Below are 18287 nucleotides of genomic sequence, written 5' to 3' on the forward strand. Positions count from 1 at the left end.
TGGTCTGGTGTGGTCAAGGAAGCTTGGACAGCGCGTCGCGATAACTTTTCTTCAGATCTTCGACCGCTAGCGTCATGCCGTCCTTGAGTGTTGCCCAGGCTGCGCTTGTCGAGTCGTTCACTTGGTCGAGTTTCTTACGGGCTTCATCTTTCTTTTTTTCCAGGTCCTGGACGGCCTTCTGAAGCTCGACCCGAGCCGCAGCCGAGGCCGCCTCGGTTTTCTTTCGCAACTCGGCGATCTTGGCGTGCATCTCGTTGAGTTCCGAGCGGACGGCCTTTTCGAAAGCCTCCTTCTGTTGGACGCTGTATTGTTTGGTGGCTTCGACGGCTTCTTTGGTCTCCCGAATGACCTTGTCTGCCCCGGCGGGCGACTGTGATTCGGCAGCGATCCCTCCGCCAGGCAGAAGCACGAGGCTTCCAGCCAGCAATCCTACAATTAGCCACAACTGTCGGATGGTTCTCACCTGTTCCCTCCCTGGCTGAACGCCAATCCGCGACTCGGCGGCACAGTATACCATTCAGACGGCAGTTTCCACCTCCGAGAGGCCTGCCATCCGGTTAAGGTTTTCGACCTGAGACGCCGACAAGGAACTGCCAAGCGGATCATCCACCCCTTCCTGATGGTGATGTGAACTCTATGAGCGAAGAACCCACGTCGGCAGAAGGTTCGGTCACGACCGAAGCCTTGGAAGAACTATGGAAGGTCTGATTTATTCTCTTTGCATGATGTGCTAAGGGTAGCGCAGCACTGAACTGGAGGCGTGCCCCATGCAGCAACAGACGTTTGCCGAAGTCTCGTTTGAACAGTATCGCAAGCCCACCCGCCGGGAGCAGTTTCTCAACGAGATGAACCAGGTTGTTCCATGGGCGGAATTGGTAGCGGCGATCGAGCCGGTCTACCCCAAGGCCGAGGGCCCAGGGCGTCCGCCCGTGGGTGTCGAACGCATGTTGCGCCTCCATTGTCTGCAACAGTGGTTTAACCTGTCGGACCCGGCGGTGGAGGAAGCGCTGTACGACTCACACGCCATGCGGCAGTTCGTGGGGATTGATCTGGGCCGCGAGCCCGTACCGGATGAAACCACCATCTGTAAGTTTCGGCATCTGCTGGAAGCCCACCACTTGGGCGCACAGCTCTTTGCGCGGATCGGCGCGTATCTGGCTGCCCACGGGCTGAAGGTCAGCCGGGGCACGATCGTGGATGCCACGATCATCAATGCGCCCAGTTCGACGAAGAATCGCCAGAAAGAGCGAGATCCGGAGATGCATCAGACCAAGAAGGGGAACCAGTGGTATTTCGGCATGAAGGCGCATATTGGAGTGGACAGCCGGACGAAGCTGGTTCACTCAGTGGCGGCCACGGCGGCGAATGTCCATGACAGCCAGGTGTTGCCGGAGTTGCTGCATGGACAGGAGACACGAGTATGGGGCGATGCCGCCTATAGCGGGCAACGCGACATGATTCAGCACCATGCTCCCCATGCCAAGAGCTTCGTCCAGACGAAAGCCCATCGCCATCGGCCCTTGAGCGAGACGGAGCGGGCCCGCAATCGGACGAAGTCGAAGGTTCGTGCCAAAGTCGAGCATGTGTTCTTGGTGATCAAGCGGATCTTCGGGTGGGCCAAAGTGCGGTACCGGGGGCTCGCGAAGAATGCGCACTGGTTGTCTATCAGTTGCGGCTTGGCGAATCTGTATGTAGCACGCCGGCACTTGCTGGCGGCAGCCTAGCGGACGGGGGTGCGAACGGGGCGCGGGCCGCCTGACGGCGGAGGAATCCGAGAAAGGCGCTCTCGGACCAGCGGGTTCCCAGCTGATGGCCCGTCTTGATCCACCGAGAAACAGATTGCTTCGTGGAAACGCGAATTAATCAGACGTTCCCTATTAGTCAAGCGGATTCATGAGGGAAAGGTCGAGTTGCCGCTGCTTCCCCAGGTGGCCTCCCAAATCCTGGGCATGGTGTATGACCCGAATGCAGAGGCGGCGAAACTGGCCGCGTTGATCCATCAGGATCAGGCCCTGGCCGCCCATGTCATCCGGATCGCCAACTCCCCCGCCTACATGACGCGGAATCCCGTGGTCTCGCTCCAGCACGCCGTGTCCATGCTGGGCATGAATCTCATGTCGGAAATCGCCTTCTCCGCCTCCATCAAGGGTAGTGCCTTCAAGGTGCCGGGATGGGACGACGAGGTCAAACGACTCTGGCAACATTCCTTAGCCAGCGGGGCCTACGCGAAGGAAATTGCCAGGATGCGCCGCTTCAACGTCGAAAGCGCCTATCTCTGTGGACTGCTCCACGGAATCGGCAAACCGGTCGTATTGCGGACCTTGGTGGTAGTGGCGACGGAGCAGGGAGCGACCTTGACGAAAGAACAGGTCCATCAATTGTTGGACGGGTACCATACGCAGGTGGGTCTCCTCGTCGCTCAAGAATGGGGACTTCCCCTGCCGGTGACCGAATCGATTACCTTCCATAGCGACTATGACCATGCCAAGACGGCCAAGCAGGAATGTATGACGACCTGTCTCGCCGAGCGGTTGGCCCGGCATTTCCTCGACCCGGAGGGCTTCAACGAAGAGGCGGTCCGCGACCATGCGGTGTTCACCGACCTGAATTTATACCCCAAGGACATTGACACCCTCTTGGCCTTGAAGGACACGGTGGCCAAGACCGTGGAGGCGATGCCGCTGTGAAGTCCGCCTCCACCTACGATATCGTCGTGATCGGGAGCGGACCCGCCGGCCAAAAAGCGGCCATTCAAGGCGCCAAGGCGGGGAAACGCGTCGCATTGGTCGAACAGGAGCAAGGAATCGGGGGCAATTGCGTCTACCGCGGCACGATCCCGAGCAAAACCCTGCGGGAAAGCGCCGTTCAATACGATCGCATCAAACGATCCAGTGAAGTGTTCGAAGGGCGGCTGCGCCTCGACGTGCCTATCGTGTCCCTGCTCCATCGGCTGGAAGAGGTGGTCAAGGCGCACGAGTCGTACATGAGCGATCAGTTGACCAGGAACAGCGTCACCTATCGGCACGGTCGTGCGCGCTTCCTCTCCCCGCATGAAGTGCAGGTGGAGGCGGTGGATGGCGCCTGCCAGACTCTGTGGGCCGACACGATCGTGCTGGCCACCGGCTCCCGTCCCCGCATGATTCCGGAAATTCCCATCGACCACGAACATATTCTGGACAGCGATTCCATCCTGTCGATGATCTACCTGCCCCGTTCCTTGACGGTCTTGGGAAGCGGGGTCATCGCCTGCGAATATGCCGCCACCTTTGCCTTGCTCGGCGTGGAGGTGACGGTGATCGACAAGGATGAACGACCTCTTTCCTTCCTGGACAAGGACCTCGTCGAGATTTTTCAGCGCAGCCTGGAGTCGCGTGGCGGGCGGTTCTACGTCCGCCGCATGGTGAAGGAAGTGGCCTGGGACGGTGTATCCTCCGTGGTCGCCACCCTCGAGAACGGGCTGGCCGTGAAAAGCGAGAAGATGCTTGTCGCGCTAGGGCGTCAGCCGAACGTCGAAGAGCTGAACCTCCCCGCCGCGGGCCTGTCCCTCGATCCTCAAGGCTGGCTTCGGGTGAACGACTATGGGCAGACCGAGGTGGCGCACATCTATGCGGTGGGTGATATGTTGGGTTCGTCGTCGTTGGCCTCTCGCGCCATGGAGCAGGGGCGACGGGCCGTGAGCCATGCTTTGGGCCTGCCGGTCGGCGAAGCCGTGAACCAGATTCCCATCGGCATCTACACGATTCCGGAAATCGCCTCGATCGGGCTCGATGAGGAGCAGGCGAAACTCCGGTACCGTGGCCCGCTCGTGGGCCGGGCGCGTTTTACCGAAATCGCCAAGGGGCAGATCCGCGATGCCTGTGACGGCCTGTTGAAGTTGATCGCCGACCCGTCCGGTGAACATCTGCTGGGTGTGCAGATCGTCGGTGAGGATGCCACCGAGTTGATCCACCTGGGGCAAATGGTGCTGCAAAACGGCGCTTCCATCGATCAATTCATCGACAGTATCTTCAGCTTTCCGTCCTTCGCCGAAGCCTATCGCGTCGCGGCCCTCGACATCCTCGGTCAGCGCCGCCAACAGCAGGACGGCCAGAAGGCTGCCTGATCGGCCCTCCCACCTCACTTTGACCCTCCCTCTCCGTTTGCGATAGTCTCTCTGTCGGCCGGTCCCTTCGTCTACCAGGGAGCGCTCCATGAATCGAGAGGAACGTCGCCGCCAGGAGAAAGCGCTGGCCAAGCGCGCCGGGGGGGCAGCAGCCGCTGCTACGGCGAGCCTGCTGCGCGAAGCGCAAATACTGCATCAATCGGGCCGGCTGGATGATGCGGAGCAACGATACCGTCTGGTCCTGGAACGAGAGGGCACGCAGCCGGATGCGCTGCATGGCCTGGGGTTGCTGCTCTACCGTCGCGGGAATCCCCGTGAGGCCGTCGCCTGGCTGGAGCGGGCCTGCGTGGCCGCCCCACGCAATCCCCTGTACCGGTTCAACCAGGGTGTGGTCCTGCAGCGTGCCGGCGCCCTGGCCGAAGCCGTCGATGCCTACCGGCAGGCGATCCTGCTCAATCCTCGCCACCTAGATGCTCGCACGAATCTCGGCAATGCCTACAAGGAACTCGGCCGACTCAGAGAGGCGCAGACGGCCTATGAGGGTGCCCTGGCCATCGACTCCACCCACGTCGAAGCCCAGAACAATCTCGGGGTCGTTCTCAAAGACCTGGGAGAGCTGGAGGCTGCAGCCCAGGCCTATCGTCGCGCCATTGCGCTGAAGCCCTCGCATGCGGAGGCCCACAACAATCTCGGCCTGGTGTTGATGGAACAGGGACGGCTGGATGAAGCCGTTCGTTGTTTTGAGGAGGCGCTACGGGTGCTGCCGGGATACGGCACGGCGCTCTATAACCTCGGCATTGCATGGATCTGGCGGGGAGAGCCGTTGCGGGCGCTGCATTGCTTCGACGAGACGGCGCGGACGAAACATGATCACGGCCGCCCGGTGGCCGGAACGACGCTGTTCCGGTCGCGTCTCAAACACGATGCGGAGCAGCTGGAGTATCTCGCGGATTCCGCTCTGTCCGGTGACGTACCACGCGCCTATGTCGAAGCGTTGATGCGCCTGCGCACTCAAGCGGATGGACAGCCGGCTGATCAGGCTGCGTCCAACCGCATGGTCCTCTCGCCGGTCGACCTCCAGGCGTTAGCACCCTCCTTCAACCGGCTCCTGTATATAGCTCCCTGCGAGCGGATTCCGGAAGGCGCGCTCAGCCTGGAGCTCGATGTTCCCGCCATCGAAGCGCGCTACCATGCGGCACAACCCGAGGTCACCTATATCGATGGACTTTTGTCCGAGGAGGCGCTGCAGCGATTGCGCCGCTTTTGTTGGAGTTCCACGATTTGGAAGAAAGACTATGAGAACGGCTATATCGGCGCCTTTCTGGGCGACGGATTTGCCACGCCTCTCTTGCTTCAGATTGCCGAGGAACTCCGACAGCGGTTCCCGCGCATTTTTAGAGACCATCGGCTCACGCAAGCCTGGGCCTTCAAACATGACAGCGCCAGGCGCGGCTTGAACATCCATGCGGATGCCGCGGCGGTCAACGTCAATTTTTGGATCACGCCGGACGAGGCCAACCTCGATCCGTCCTCCGGAGGCTTGGTCGTCTGGGATCGGGAGGCACCGAAAGACTGGGATTTCCGAGCCTATAACAGCGACAAGAACCGCGGGAAGATCTACGAGTGGTTGACGTCGCAGGGGGCGAAGGAAATCACGATCCCCTACCGAGCGAATCGTGCGGTGGTGTTCAACTCAGACTTGTTTCACGAAACCGATACGATTGCGTTCAAGGAAGGATATACGAATCGCCGCATCAACATCACGCTGCTGTACGGACATCGGCACCGCCCCTGAGCAGCAGTTCGAAGTCCTCCGCGCAGACCGGCCGGCTGAACAGATACCCCTGGACCTCGTCGCAGCCCTCCTCGCGCAATCGCGCCAGTTGTTCCTCCGTCTCCACGCCTTCCGCGAGGACCGACAGGTTCAAGCTATGCGCCATCGCGATGATGGCTTTCGTGATCTTGACGTTATTATCGTTCGTTTGCAGGTCCTTGACGAAGGATTGGTCGATCTTGAGCCGGCTCAACGGAAACCGCTGGAGGTAGCTGAGGGATGAATACCCGGTGCCGAAGTCGTCGATCGACAGGCGCACGCCCATTGTCCGTAATCCTTCCAGCATGGTAATCGACGCCTCCACATCGCGCATGGCGATGGATTCCGTCAATTCCAGTTCAAGCTGATTCGGGTTGAGCCCGGATTCGCGCAAGGCGTCCCCCACCGTCGTCGGCAAGGTGCGGCCATGAAAGAGAGAGTTGGACACATTCACCGACACGGTGATCGGCGAGAGTCCCGCCTGTTCCCAAGCCTTCACCTGGCTACAAGCCTTCCTCAATACCCATTCGTCCATCGGGCGAATCAGGCCCGTATCGATGGCGGCATTGAGGAACACGCCCGGCGTGACCAACCCGCGTTTGGGATGTTTCCATCGTATCAACGCCTCCGCGCCCAGGATCTTGCGTGAATGGATGTTCAGCTTGGGCTGATAGTAGACGATGAACTCCTCACGCTCCAGCGCGCGGCGAATGTCGTTCTCGAGATCCAGCCGTTCGGCGGCGGCGGCGTTCAGCCCCGACGAATAGAATTGGCAGTTGTTTCGCCCCTGCTCCTTGGCGTGATACATGGCCGTATCGGCGTTCTTGAGCAGCGCTTCGACCGTGGCGCCGTCGGAGGGATAGATGGAAATGCCGATGCTGGCCGCGATGAACACCTCGTGGCCTTCGATATTGAAGGGATGGGCGAGGGCTTCAAGGATGCGCCTGGCGACGCGGCCCGCATCTTCAGGGTTCGGGAGCGCGGTCAAGAGGATGGTGAACTCGTCCCCGCCCAAGCGGGCCAGTGCGTGCGAGGGTTCCTGGTCGGCATGTCGGGCGACCGAATCGCTCTGCCGCACCGATTCGCTCAGCCGTTCGGCGACTTGGGTCAGGAGTAGGTCCCCGACCGTATGGCCCAAGGTGTCGTTGATGACCTTGAAGCGGTCCAGGTCGATGAACAGCGTGGCGAGCGTCTGTCCATGGCGCTCGGCGTGCGAAATAGCATGGGAGAGACGGTCTTTGAACAGGACTCGATTGGCCAGACCGGTCAAACTGTCGTAATAGGCCAAGCGGTGAATCGCCCGTTCGGCTTGTTTGCGTTCGGTGATGTCCTGTGCCGTGCCGATGACCGTCAACTCGTCGGTTTCTTCTTCCCGTACTCCTTCGGCCTGCAAATGAATCGTGAAATCGGTGCCGTTCGGGAGGACGATCCGATGGTCGATGTCGCACAGCGCGCGATGATGAACCAGGTTGTCGAGCGCCCGCCGGACCGCCGAGCGATCGTCGGGGTGGACCAACTGGAGGAATCCTTCGAAGGTGCCTCCGAAGTCCTGGGGTCTGATCCCGGCCAGACGACAGAGCTCATTCGACATCGAAAAGCGATTCGTTCGCGGGTTCCAATCCCAGTTGCCGATCCGGGCGATCCGTTGGGCGAGTTCCAAGCGGGCTTCGCTGCGCACCAAGGCCTGGAGCACATTGCTGGTTCTGAGCATGTACCGAATATGGTGGCACAGGATCGTCGCGTGGACCGGTTTGTTGATGAAGTCGGTGGCCCCATGTTCGTAAGCCAGCGCGATGGAGTTCGGATCGTCCAGGCCGGTCATGATCAAGATGGGAATGCGTTTGCCGCGCGGCAACGACCGGATGCGAGAGCAGGTGAGATACCCGTCCATCTCCGGCATCACGATGTCAAGCACGACGAGATCAGGAGTCAGTTTCTCGAAGACGGTCAGCGACTCCTGACCGCCGGAGGCTTCGGTCACGATCATGCCGGCCGGTTCGAGGGCTCCACGGACGAACAGGCGTGCAGTGGGGTCGTCGTCGATGACGAGAATGACAGGACGGCCTTGACTCATAGCAGGATGTGCGACCGACATTTGTGGTGGCGCTGCAGCGGATACCTGTGAGGGCGTTGCCCCTGTCGTGTGTTCGGGGTCAGGGTATCAGACTTCGGACGAACTACCAGAGAATTGTCAGTTGGTGCGGGCGACCGGGGGGATTCCCTTCGCCGCGTCGAGAAGAATGCGACGGAGGAGTCTGCGGGTCTTGTTGATGACCGAGCGGATGGTGACGGCAGCGAGCATGGTTGTCACGAAAAATAACGGCGCGATCACGAGCATCACGTCGCGCCCAAGGTCCTCGGGCGTTCTGTGTGCCGCGCTGCTGAGGGGCGCAGCGGCGACTACGTTGACCCAGGCCACGACGTGGCCGTTCTGTCGGATTGGGACGACGATGGTGAACGCGGGCCTCCCTTGATGGAGGCTCGACGCGACGCCACCGGCGGCATTTGTGACGGCGGGCCGAGTTGCATCCCGGACCGGCTCCCCGACGGCAGCGGGATTGTCCGCCGCAATGATCACGTTATCGGTGCCGATCACGGCCGCTTCCAACAGGCCCGCTTGTCGCGCATGCCGCACGAGTGTCTCTTGCAGCGCCGCCACGTTGTCCTGGAGCAGGGCTTCGCCCATCCAGGCAAGGGTCTGGGCGATGGCGCGTGCGCTCTGCCCGGCCGCCGTGACCGCCGCCGCATTTCGTTCCTGGACCAAGGCGCGGTCATGTTGGGCGAGGAGCAGATAGAGGGCCGCGGCACAAGGGAGCGTCAGGACAAGACCGAGAGCCAGGGCCGGCATCCACGCAAGCGGCAAACGAGACGGCGTAGCGGATCCATGACCCATGCTGGTACTCCTTCGGAAATGGAAGATCTTAGATAGCGGCACGATCTTGCGAGGACTGGTTCTGTTCGTATGGGTGCCGTTCGAGGGCGGTTACAATCGATTGGAGACGGGCCCATTCACCGGGTTGTAACGAGACGAATTCCAGGCCGAAACGACCATGATGGCACCAGCGCACGACCGCCTGAGCCACGGTCAGAGGGGACGCTTGTGCAGACTCATGAATCTGTAGCTCGAGCGTCGTGCCGGGAAGGACTACGGTGGCGCTCACGATGCCGCCCCCGCGGATGGAGAGGTCAATCACCTCCCCCTCCCCGCTCACCAGGTTCGCCGACCTGAACGAACTGCGGAATCGGACGCGAAGGCGTGGCTGCTGACGTTGTTCCATGAAAAGCGGCACAGGGTGAATCGGCTAGCCCTTTATATTGCCGATCGGTTTCAGTTCCGCCACTTTTTTTGTGATTCCGGCTCGATGGACCGTATCGACTACCTCGACGATGTTTTTGTAGGCGAACCCCGCTTCTTCCGCGAGACCGGACATGGAGACGGCTTTCACCAGAATTCCGTGCGCCTTCATGTCGCGAAGCAACTGCTCTCCTCGCACGGTGCGTTTCGCTTGGGCGCGGGACATGGTTCTGCCCGACCCGTGCATGGTGGATCCGAATGTCTCGTGCATGGCGCGGTCCGTGCCCACCAACAGAAAGGAGCCGGTCTCCATCGACCCACCGCAAATGACCGGCTGTCCGATGGCGCGATAACAATCCGGCAGCTCAGGGCTGCCGGGACCGAACGCACGGGTCGCGCCCTTGCGGTGGACCAGCCATTCCCCATCGTCATAGCGTTCAACCTTGGCGATGTTGTGTGCTACGTCGTAGATGAGATGCATACCGAGCGCCTGCGACGTCGTCTCGAAGACCGCGGCGAATGCTTCCCGAACGTGATGGGTGATGACCTGCCGGTTGGCAAAGGCGGTGTTGGCCGCACAGTTCATGGCGGCGAAGTAGTCCTGCCCCTCCGGTGAACGGAAGGGCGCGCAGGCGAGTTGCTGATCCCGGACGGCGATGTGGTAACGTCCCATCGCTTTTTCGAAGACCTTGAGATAGTCGCTGGCGACCTGATGACCGAAACCGCGCGAACCGCAATGCACCATGATCACGATTTGGTTGCCGCCTCGCAGTCCCATCGCCGCGGCCGTCTCGGGATCGTGCAGGCCCCTATCCGAGAGGACCTGTACTTCCAAATAATGGTTGCCGGAGCCGAGCGTGCCCAGCTGGTTGATGCCCCGTTCAAACGCATGGTCACTGACCTTCGCAGGGTCCGCTCCCTGCAGGCAGCCGCGCTCTTCGATGCGTTCGAGGTCGCCTTCCCATCCGTATCCCTGCGCGATGCACCAGGCGGCGCCTTGGCGCATCACCTCGCGAAACTCGCGCTTGCTCGGGCTGAGGAATCCTTTCGAGCCGACGCCGGCGGGGATGCGGCGGAACAATTCGGTCATTAGGCGATCGAGTTTCGGCTGCACCTCGTCCAGCGTGAGGTCGGTGCGGATCAACCGCATGCCGCAATTCACGTCGTAACCGACACCGCCGGGTGAAATGACCCCATCCTCAGGATCGAAGGCCGCCACCCCTCCGATGGGAAACCCATAACCCCAGTGGCCATCCGGCATGCAGAGCGCGTAACGGTGGATGCCGGGCAGGCACGCGACGTTGGTCACCTGCTCGAACACGCCTTGGTCCATCGCGCTCAGCAGCGGCGCGCTGGCATAGAGTCTGGCCGGGACGAGCATCCCGGCTTTCTCCGACGGCGGAATTTCCCAGAGGTAGTCGTTGATACGGACGACTTTCATAGCGGTATTGAGTTTCATACTGTGCCTGTCAATCGACTCACACGTCCAAGACGACGCGGGCAGTCCAAGTGGTGCCGTCCTGTGTGACTGCGTATAGATGTTTCGTCACACCCTTGACGTCCGAACGAAGGTCCTGAGTCGTCGGATCCACCGGCGCTCCGATCACCTCGGCATGCAGCGACCAGGACGAACGAGCAGGCTGTTCTCGGAGCGACAAGGCGACGCGCCGAAAAACCACGGCCTCTGCATCCTTCAGGTAGGCCAGCCGCTCCAGCCATTCGAACAAGAGTGTCGGAATGTCGGCTTCCTCCAGATCTACTGTCGAGTGCCATGTCGCATCGACGGTGGCGGGATCGGCCAGGCTTTCCAGCAAGGCCTGCGTGGCCGCTTCGAACAGTGCCTGCAGGGAGTCCCCTTCGGCTTCGAACGCCATGTCGGCCAAGGCGATGTCGTCGAGGAATCGAAACCGGCCGGACATGGCTGTCAGGTGCGTCGCGCCAAACGCCGTGCGGCGGAGAAGATGGCGCGGACCTGTTGGATTCCGGGAATCGTCTGGCCGAACGGAGCCGGGACTTTCCCCTTGAGAGCCATACGAATGCCGAGCGGCATGATATGGAACAGGCGCCGAAGGTTTAGCCCGACCACCTTCAACGGCATAAGGGCCTCGTTCAACCGACCTTCGTGGTGCACGAGGTCCACAAAGCCGGTAATGTGCCGCGCGCCTTCCTTGTGGGTCAGGCCATGGCGCAGGGACGAGCGGCGCAGACGGATGATCGCCTCCATCGGTTGCACGTCCTTGGGGCACACCTGGACGCACATGTTGCAGCGCGTACAGTCCCAGATGCCGTGGTCTTCCTGGAGGGCGGTCAAGCGAGACTGTTTTGCCGTCGCCGGCTCGCGGGGGTCGGCCACGAACCGCGCCGCCTTCGCGAGCGCCGCCGGGCCCAGGAAGCCGCGTGAAACCTCGTGGGAGGTACAGGCGGCCACGCAGGCTCCACACATGATGCAGGCATCGACATTGTGGAATTGATAGGTCTCAGGCAGCAGGCGGAGTTGTCCCGTCGGGCCGTAGCGCTTCGTGGGATGTGTCTCGGGCGTCAGCCAGGGGGTCACGGCCCGGATCTTCTCCCAGAAGGGCGCCATGTCGACCACGAGATCCTTAATGACGGGAAGGTTCGGCAGCGGTTCGACGGCGATCTTGCCGTGGCGCTCGAATTCCTTCCGGATAGAGGTGCGGCAGGCAAGCTTTTCAGTCCCGTTGATGCGCATGGCGCAGGAGCCGCAGATGGCGGAGCGGCAGGAGTAACGCAGCGACAGGCTGCCGTCGAGTTCGTTCTTGATGCGGATGAGAGCCTCCAGGACCGTCATACCGCGACCGATGTCGAGACGATAGTCTTCCTGGTGGGAATGCTGATCGGTTTCCGGATTGAAACGTGTAACGGTGAAGGTCAGGCGCATGGGATGGCCCTTGAACCGAGACGGTCATTCGCCAAGTTCGAAGACCTTTGGATAGTTGGTCAGGTTTCGGCACCCGTCCTTGGTGACGAGGACCATGTCTTCGATCCGGACGGCGCCCAGCCCAGGATAATAGAGGCCCGGCTCCACGGTGACCACATGCCCTTCCTGCAGGAGCGAGCCGGTTCGGCTGATGCGCGGAGCCTCGTGGATGTCGAGGCCGACACCGTGGCCCGTGCCGTGGAAGTACCCCTGCATGCGTCCGTTGACCAAGCCGGTGGTATAGCCGGCCTTCTCAAACCGGTCGCAGATGCCCTGATGAATAGCAGCCCCGTCCGCCCCGTCGCGGATCTTCGTGATGGCTTCTTCCTGAGCATCCTTCACGGTCTGATAGAGACGCTTCAGTTCGGGAGAGGCCACGCCCCTGATGACCGTGCGCGACATATCGGCAAAGTATCGTGATGACGCCGAGCGCGGGAATACGTCGAAGATGATGCTGCGATGGGCCGGCAGCGGTCCGCTGCCTTCGTTGTGCGGGTCGCAGGCCTGCTCACCCCCCGCCACGATCGTATGCTGCGCGACGCAGTCGCATTCCATCAACGTGACGTTGATCAGTTTCTTGATGCGTTCGGAGGTCAGCATCTCCCCGTCCAGCCACAACTGGTTGTTGCGGATGTCGGCTCGGCGCAGCGTGTCGTGGGCGGCGGCCACGGCGGTCTCTGTCGCCCGTTGGGCCGTTTCGATGTGCCGGACTTCCTCCGCCGACTTCACCACCCGCTGCTCGTAAAAGGGTTCCCGTTTGGTGCGCAGGCGGTACCCCAGCTCCTGGAGCCGATTGGCATGGATGAAGGGAAAGGTCGAGGGCACCAGGATTTCGCGTACCTCGCGATCCTGCAGCACCTGATGCACCACATCGACCATGCCGGGCTCGTTGATGCCCTGGGCCTTCACGCGCCGTTCCACCTCGGAGTAGGACAAGACACGATCGACCGACGCCTGGTGGCGCGCGCGGTCCATTTCCAGGTCGCTCATCAGCAGGAGCCGTTCGCCTTTCACTTCGAGGTAGACGAAGGGGTCCGGGGCGATGAACTTGGTGGCGTAATAGAGGTTCGAATCGGTTTCGCTGGCGGCGATGAAGAGCGTGGCGGCTTGGTCGGGCTGACGTGGTTGCACGGTGATGGGACTCATGAACAGTGATGATGACGCTCGGATGCTATCACGCGATTCGGAGGTAATCAAGGCGCGGCCGCCGGCGGCGCCGGCAACGCTTCAGGCGGCGGAGGCGGCGCATGCGGCGTCTGCAGCTCCATCGCCGGGTCGTAGAGCGGTTCCTTTTCTTCCTGCGGGGTGAGGATGTCGATGGGCAGCATGACCGTGTTCTTGAGCAGATCGAAGGCCAACTGCGCGACGCCGGTCAAGCCGGTCGTGAAGGACTTCATCGGCATGTAGGTCACGTCCGGATCGTCGATCGAGCCCTTCACCTGGAACAGGGCGGTGGCCAGCCCCTTGCGGTCGCCCGCGACCAAGCGTCCGAAGAGCGGTATGGACTTCAAGAACTGCGAGTACGACCCGAAGGGACTGACCGCCCAGACCATGTCGAGCTGATCGGTGGGCAGGTCGTAACTGCCCACGGCCGAAATCTTCAGCACGGGGCTGTCGAGGATGATGTTCTGCGTTTTGATGAGCCCGTTTTGAATCGTCAAGGTGGCGCTCGCGCGATTGTACTGGAGCCCTTCTTTTTCCAGATCCACCTTGCCTTGCAGTACCGCCGGAAGGTTGAGGATCGAAAGGATCTTCCAGATGGCGCGTTTCTCCGTCTTGAGGATGCGGCCCTCCTGCAGCACCATCTCCACCTTGCCGTTCAAGGTCGGCAGCACGCCGTGGGGATTCCGTCCATGGCCGCGCAGCATACCGGTGAACTTCAGATCGCCCGTGACCGGTTGGTCCTGCGACCCCAGCAGCGGCAGGAGGCTCTCGAAAGGAACGCCGGTCATGCGGATGGAGGTTTCGGTTTCGGCTGGTTCGCCCTTCGGCAGGCGGACCACGAGGCGTCCCGCGACTTGACCGGTGCCGGACTGGCCGACGACGCGATCCAGATCCAGCATGCCGTCTTGAATCGTCAAGCGGCCGGACAGGCCGCCGAACCGCAGGTGTTTGTAGATACCCCGCTCGATGGTCGCGGTGGCGCTCACTTGGCTGGTGGCGGCCAGACTTTCCAAGAACTCACGGATGGGCGACCGGTGCCCTTTTGGGATGAGCAGGTCCAGATCCAGCTGTGTCGACTCCATCTTCAAGGCCACGATCGGCTTGGTCGTCCAATTCTTCAGGGCGCCCGACATGCTGGCGTCGCTGTCCTTGATGCGAAACGAGAGCTGTTTGATGTCGGCGATGTTGCGTGAAAATTTCAGGCGCAGGTAGATGTCTTCGACATGGCCGTCGACGCCCTTCACCGTCATCAGCCCGTTGGTGAGCGCCAGCCATCCGCCGGCCCGCCAATTCTTCCAGTCGGCGTCGGCGCCCTTCACGTCCATCGACACTTCGAGATTGCCCGCCTCCAGCCCGCTCTTGTAAATCCATTCCGGCAAGCTGGAGAGCGAGATCGTGCCGGTGGCCAGGGCGGCATCAATGGTGAACTGGTCGCCCAGCGTGATGGTTCCTTTCAGCGGCAGCCGGAGCGGCGGCACGACCAATTCGAGCCGCGAAATGATTAACCCAATGCCGCGCTCGACGTCGGCGTCCAGCTCCAACGACGCGGCCGAGCCGGGCGGCTTTTCTCCCACCGTGGGGAGCACCAGTCTGGCGTCGTTCAAGCCGATCTCGCCGCGCAGATGCGGCGTCCCAGACGGGCCGGAGAACTGCACCTTCGCGTTGACCATGCCGGAGAGCAGATCGTCTGGGAAGGCACCCTTCGACATCATCTGGCGCAATTGCGCCGCCGAGCCCTTCGCGCGAATGACGAAGTCCTGGAAGAGGCTGGGGACGCCGCCTGTGATCTGGCCGTTGAACTGCAATTGCGCTTCGCCGAGGTTGGCGGTGACCTGGTCGAACTGCGCCCCGCCGGTCTGCGAGAAGACGATGCGGCCCTGCATGGCGGTGAGCCGTTGCGGCAGCGACGGATTCGTGAGGCTGACGTTGTCCGCTTGGACCTCGCCGCCCGCGAAGGTGATCCCGTCTGGTTTGTCGAGCGGGCCGACCAAGCGGAAGGTCGGGTGCGTCATCCCCTCGATCTCCCGCGACTGGGCCAGCAGCGAGGTGAGACGATCCGCGCGGATCGTCGAGGTGAGGAACTTCACGAGTTCGACCGCTGTCATGTTGCCGCCGACGTCCATCTCCATCCAAGGCCCCGCCTCCAGGAACGAAATCACGGCCTTGCCGTCGGTGACTTGGAGGGCTCCGTAAGCCCCGGTGACGTTGTTCACGCGAATACGGCCAGGCTCCACGGACACCATGCCCGCCAGGTTCTGCGTGGGCACCAGGTCGTTGCCGATCAAGGCCGTGCCCTTCTCGACCCGGAAGTCTCCCGTCAGCGACAGCCGGGGGATGGGCGCCGTCGCGCCGCTCAAGGTGGCCGAGAGGATTTCCACCCTGCCGCCGAGTTTCCGTTGCTCCACGATGTTGGGCAGCTGCGGGTGAATCCACTGCGCAGGCACACGGGCAAAGAGCTGCTGCAGGTCGATGGAGGGTGAGGCGAAGGTGATGGAAAAGGTCGGTTGCGAGGTTAGGAGGCCGGCGAGGTTCGCCTTCCCAGAAACCGCCAGTTGGTCGACGCTGGCCGTGATCTCCGTGAGCACGACGTCATATCCCGCCACACCCGGCGCGACCCGGATGCGGCTCTTGAGGTTGGCCCCACCCTGCAACTGTTCGGGCACAGGCCTGGGACCGAAGAAGTCCGCCGTATCACGCAGACGAAGGTTCACGGTCTCGATGTCTCCCTCGAACTGGAAGGCGGGCCGCGCCGAATAGGGTTCCTCCGCCGAGAACGACGTCGAGGTGTCGCTCAAGCTGATCGTGCCGGTGAGCGACACCGAGGAGGGGGTGGCATCGGCGGGGAGTGACGCGGAGAGGTGTAAATCGCCCTCGGCTTTGCCCGGATAGACCTTCAAGGCCATTTCCACGGCTTCGAGGGTCAGCTTCCGGACGCCGTCCGGCCTGGCCTCGTCGGTGATCGTCACGTGCCCATTTTGAATGGTGGCTTCGCGGATCTGCAGCAGCCGCATGAACATCTGGGAGGCGGACTCCTCCTTCGGGACTGAGGGCAACCCCGTCATCACGTTCCAATGGCCGGAGCGGTTGCGGATGATGCTGACCGTCGGCTCGTCGAAGAACAGCCGCTTGGCCACCACCTGTTTTTTCAACAGGGGCCAGAGCCGCAGGACGATGTCGATTTCCTTGGCCTTGAAGACGATGTGGGTCGGGTCATTGTGGCCGTAGACGCTCACATTGCCCAGTTCCAGACGCAGGCCCGGCAGCAGCACCAGTTTGACGCGGTCGACTTCGATCTTGCGTTGAAGGCTCGTTTCGAGTTGTTGGAGGAAGAAATTCTTGAGGAGGTCGACCCCGAACAGTTCGCGGGAATAGAGGAGCAGTAGCAGGCCCAGCATCAGCAGGCCGAACAGAGACAACACTACCGCGCGCGGACGAACCCTCACCCCACCTCCCTCATGTCGGACGAAAAAACAGTGTACCGGATGGGCTGAAGTGAAATCCACACGAAGCCGCACAGTTCGGCACAGGTCGGCTGGTGGGCGGCGCAGGGGCGGTCTATAATGCCGCGCCCGTTCATCGTCACTGGGAGGAGTTGGGTGGAACATACTGCAGCCGAACGTCCACGCTGGGGGATCCTGAGTCTCCTGTTTGCCATCAGCGTGGTGACCTATATGGACCGCGTGAACATCTCCGTGACCGCGCGGCAGATGATGCCCGCCTACGGCCTCACCGACCAGGACATGGGCTACGTGTTTTCCGCCTTCGTGTTCGGCTACGCGCTTTGCCAGATTCCCGGTGGGTGGTTGGGAGATCGCTGGGGGGCCAGGTTAGTGCTGACGGCGGCCCTGCTCTGGTGGTCGCTCTTCACCGCCTTGACGGCCTTGGCCGCCACCCTGCCCTTGGCTTCACTGGTAGGCGTCGTGGGGGCGCTGGTTGTCGTCCGGTTCTTCCTCGGCGTGGGGGAATCGGTGGCCCTGCCCAATTTCAACCGGGCCGTGGCGGATTGGATTCCCCCGTCACGTCGCGGGCTCGGCATCGGCATCGCCATCGGCGGTATCGGTGTCGGCGCGGCCATGACCCCTCCCCTTGCCTCCTGGGTCATGGTCAATTACCATTGGCAGACCGTGTTCTACCTCTCGGCCTTGGTGGGACTGGTCGTGGCGGCTCTGTGGGTACTCGGGTCGCGGGACGGAGCGGCAGGCGCGGAGCAGAAGACCGTGGCCGCTCGCCCCGTCGTGCCTTGGAGACAGCTCTTCCGCTCACCGGTGCTGCGCTGGCTGGTGCTGAGTTATGCCTGTCTGGGCTACGTGGCCTACATCTATATGTCGTGGTTTTATCTGTATCTGGTCAACGTGCGCGGGATCGATCTCTTACGTGGCGGATGGCTGGCGGCTGCGCCGTTTCTAGCCATCTTGGTGTTTTGCCCGCTCGGTGGATGGACCACCGACCGGCTCGTGTCGAGCGTGGGCCTAGCCAAGGCCAGGAGGCTCGTCGGGATGATCGGGATGGTGCTAGCCGGAGCCATGATCGCGTTCGGCGCCTGGGCGGAGTCCCATGTGGTGGCCATCGGCTGCCTGTCGCTCGGCGCGGGCTGGTTGTACTTTACCGTGGGCGCCTATTGGAGCGTGCCGACCGACCTCTCGAAGACACATGCCGGAACCCTCTCGGGCGTCATGAACATGGGGGCCAACGTGGGCGGCGCCATCTCACCCAGCCTGACGCCCTGGCTGGCCGACCATTGGGGCTGGACCGCTTCGTTGCTCGTCGCCGCGCTCATCGCCCTCTGCGGCGGAGTGATGTGGATGAAGATCGATGCGACGGAGGGACTCAGTGAGTGAAAAAAGCGTTGGTCTGTGATCGCATTATGTTTGCTCCTTGCGCGTACCCATGAGCGTCTTTTTGAGGGCGACGGCATGAAGCAACACAAAGTAGAGTGACAATCCAAGAATGAGCCCTAGCAAGCATCTATCGACAG

14 protein-coding genes are annotated in these 18287 nt (G+C 61.9%); 5 read left to right on the forward strand and 9 right to left on the reverse strand.

The genetic code is table 11. From position 1 onward, the window contains the following. Positions 1–13: 13 nt before the first annotated feature. Positions 14–463: a hypothetical protein gene (locus HRU82_00480; GenBank protein QOJ33516.1), complete on the reverse strand. Its 450-nt coding sequence runs from the start codon at positions 461–463 to the stop codon at positions 14–16. 304 nt (positions 464–767) lie between these two features. Here HRU82_00480 and HRU82_00485 point away from each other — a divergent pair, with 304 nt between their 5' ends. The 4 genes from HRU82_00485 to HRU82_00500 all read left to right on the forward strand — a co-directional run bounded on the left by HRU82_00485 (position 768) and on the right by HRU82_00500 (position 5897). Beyond that, the gene (locus HRU82_00485) at positions 768–1724 is read left to right on the forward strand and encodes an IS5 family transposase (protein ID QOJ33517.1); all 957 of its coding nucleotides are present in this window, start codon (positions 768–770) and stop codon (positions 1722–1724) included. 186 nt (positions 1725–1910) lie between these two features. Further along, positions 1911–2687 (forward strand): HDOD domain-containing protein, encoded by a 777-nt coding sequence (locus HRU82_00490; GenBank protein QOJ33518.1) that lies wholly within the window; start codon positions 1911–1913, stop codon positions 2685–2687. Beyond that, positions 2684–4102: a Si-specific NAD(P)(+) transhydrogenase gene (gene sthA / locus HRU82_00495; protein ID QOJ33519.1), complete on the forward strand. Its 1419-nt coding sequence runs from the start codon at positions 2684–2686 to the stop codon at positions 4100–4102. Before HRU82_00490 ends, sthA begins: the two co-directional genes overlap by 4 nt. 88 nt (positions 4103–4190) lie before the next feature. Then, positions 4191–5897 carry a tetratricopeptide repeat protein gene (locus HRU82_00500; GenBank protein ID QOJ33520.1) on the forward strand — a complete coding sequence of 569 codons (1707 nt, stop codon included), beginning with the start codon at positions 4191–4193 and terminating at the stop codon, positions 5895–5897. Here the strand turns inward: HRU82_00500 and HRU82_00505 are convergent. From HRU82_00505 to HRU82_00540, 8 genes are all read right to left on the reverse strand, one after another. Then, a complete protein-coding gene (locus HRU82_00505) occupies positions 5863–8010 on the reverse strand; it encodes an EAL domain-containing protein (GenBank protein ID QOJ33521.1) in 2148 nt (715 codons plus the stop codon). The genes HRU82_00500 and HRU82_00505 overlap by 35 nt on opposite strands. A gap of 96 nt (positions 8011–8106) precedes the next feature. Further along, entirely contained in the window at positions 8107–8808 is a 702-nt protein-coding gene (locus HRU82_00510; protein ID QOJ33522.1) for a hypothetical protein, read from the reverse strand. Positions 8809–8836: 28 nt separating this feature from the next. Then, a complete protein-coding gene (locus HRU82_00515) occupies positions 8837–9193 on the reverse strand; it encodes a PilZ domain-containing protein (protein QOJ33523.1) in 357 nt (118 codons plus the stop codon). A 24-nt stretch (positions 9194–9217) separates the two neighbouring features. Continuing rightward, positions 9218–10669, reverse strand: a complete 1452-nt coding sequence (locus HRU82_00520; GenBank protein QOJ33524.1) for an RtcB family protein — start codon at positions 10667–10669, stop codon at positions 9218–9220. Between the two features lie 19 nt (positions 10670–10688). Further along, positions 10689–11129, reverse strand: coding sequence for an archease (locus tag HRU82_00525; protein ID QOJ33525.1), 441 nt, complete (start codon positions 11127–11129; stop codon positions 10689–10691). 5 nt (positions 11130–11134) lie between these two features. Further along, positions 11135–12109, reverse strand: a complete 975-nt coding sequence (locus HRU82_00530) for a succinate dehydrogenase/fumarate reductase iron-sulfur subunit (protein ID QOJ33526.1) — start codon at positions 12107–12109, stop codon at positions 11135–11137. Between the two features lie 24 nt (positions 12110–12133). After that, positions 12134–13294, reverse strand: coding sequence for an aminopeptidase P family protein (locus HRU82_00535; protein ID QOJ33527.1), 1161 nt, complete (start codon positions 13292–13294; stop codon positions 12134–12136). Positions 13295–13341: 47 nt separating this feature from the next. Beyond that, positions 13342–16755, reverse strand: a complete 3414-nt coding sequence (locus HRU82_00540; protein ID QOJ33528.1) for an AsmA-like C-terminal domain-containing protein — start codon at positions 16753–16755, stop codon at positions 13342–13344. Positions 16756–16908: 153 nt separating this feature from the next. Between HRU82_00540 and HRU82_00545 the strand changes: the two genes are divergently transcribed. After that, the gene (locus tag HRU82_00545; GenBank protein ID QOJ33529.1) at positions 16909–18150 is read left to right on the forward strand and encodes an MFS transporter; all 1242 of its coding nucleotides are present in this window, start codon (positions 16909–16911) and stop codon (positions 18148–18150) included. Positions 18151–18287 lie beyond the last annotated feature (137 nt).

The sequence above is a fragment of the Nitrospira sp. genome, from assembly GCA_015709715.1.
Taxonomy (GTDB): domain Bacteria; phylum Nitrospirota; class Nitrospiria; order Nitrospirales; family Nitrospiraceae; genus Nitrospira_A.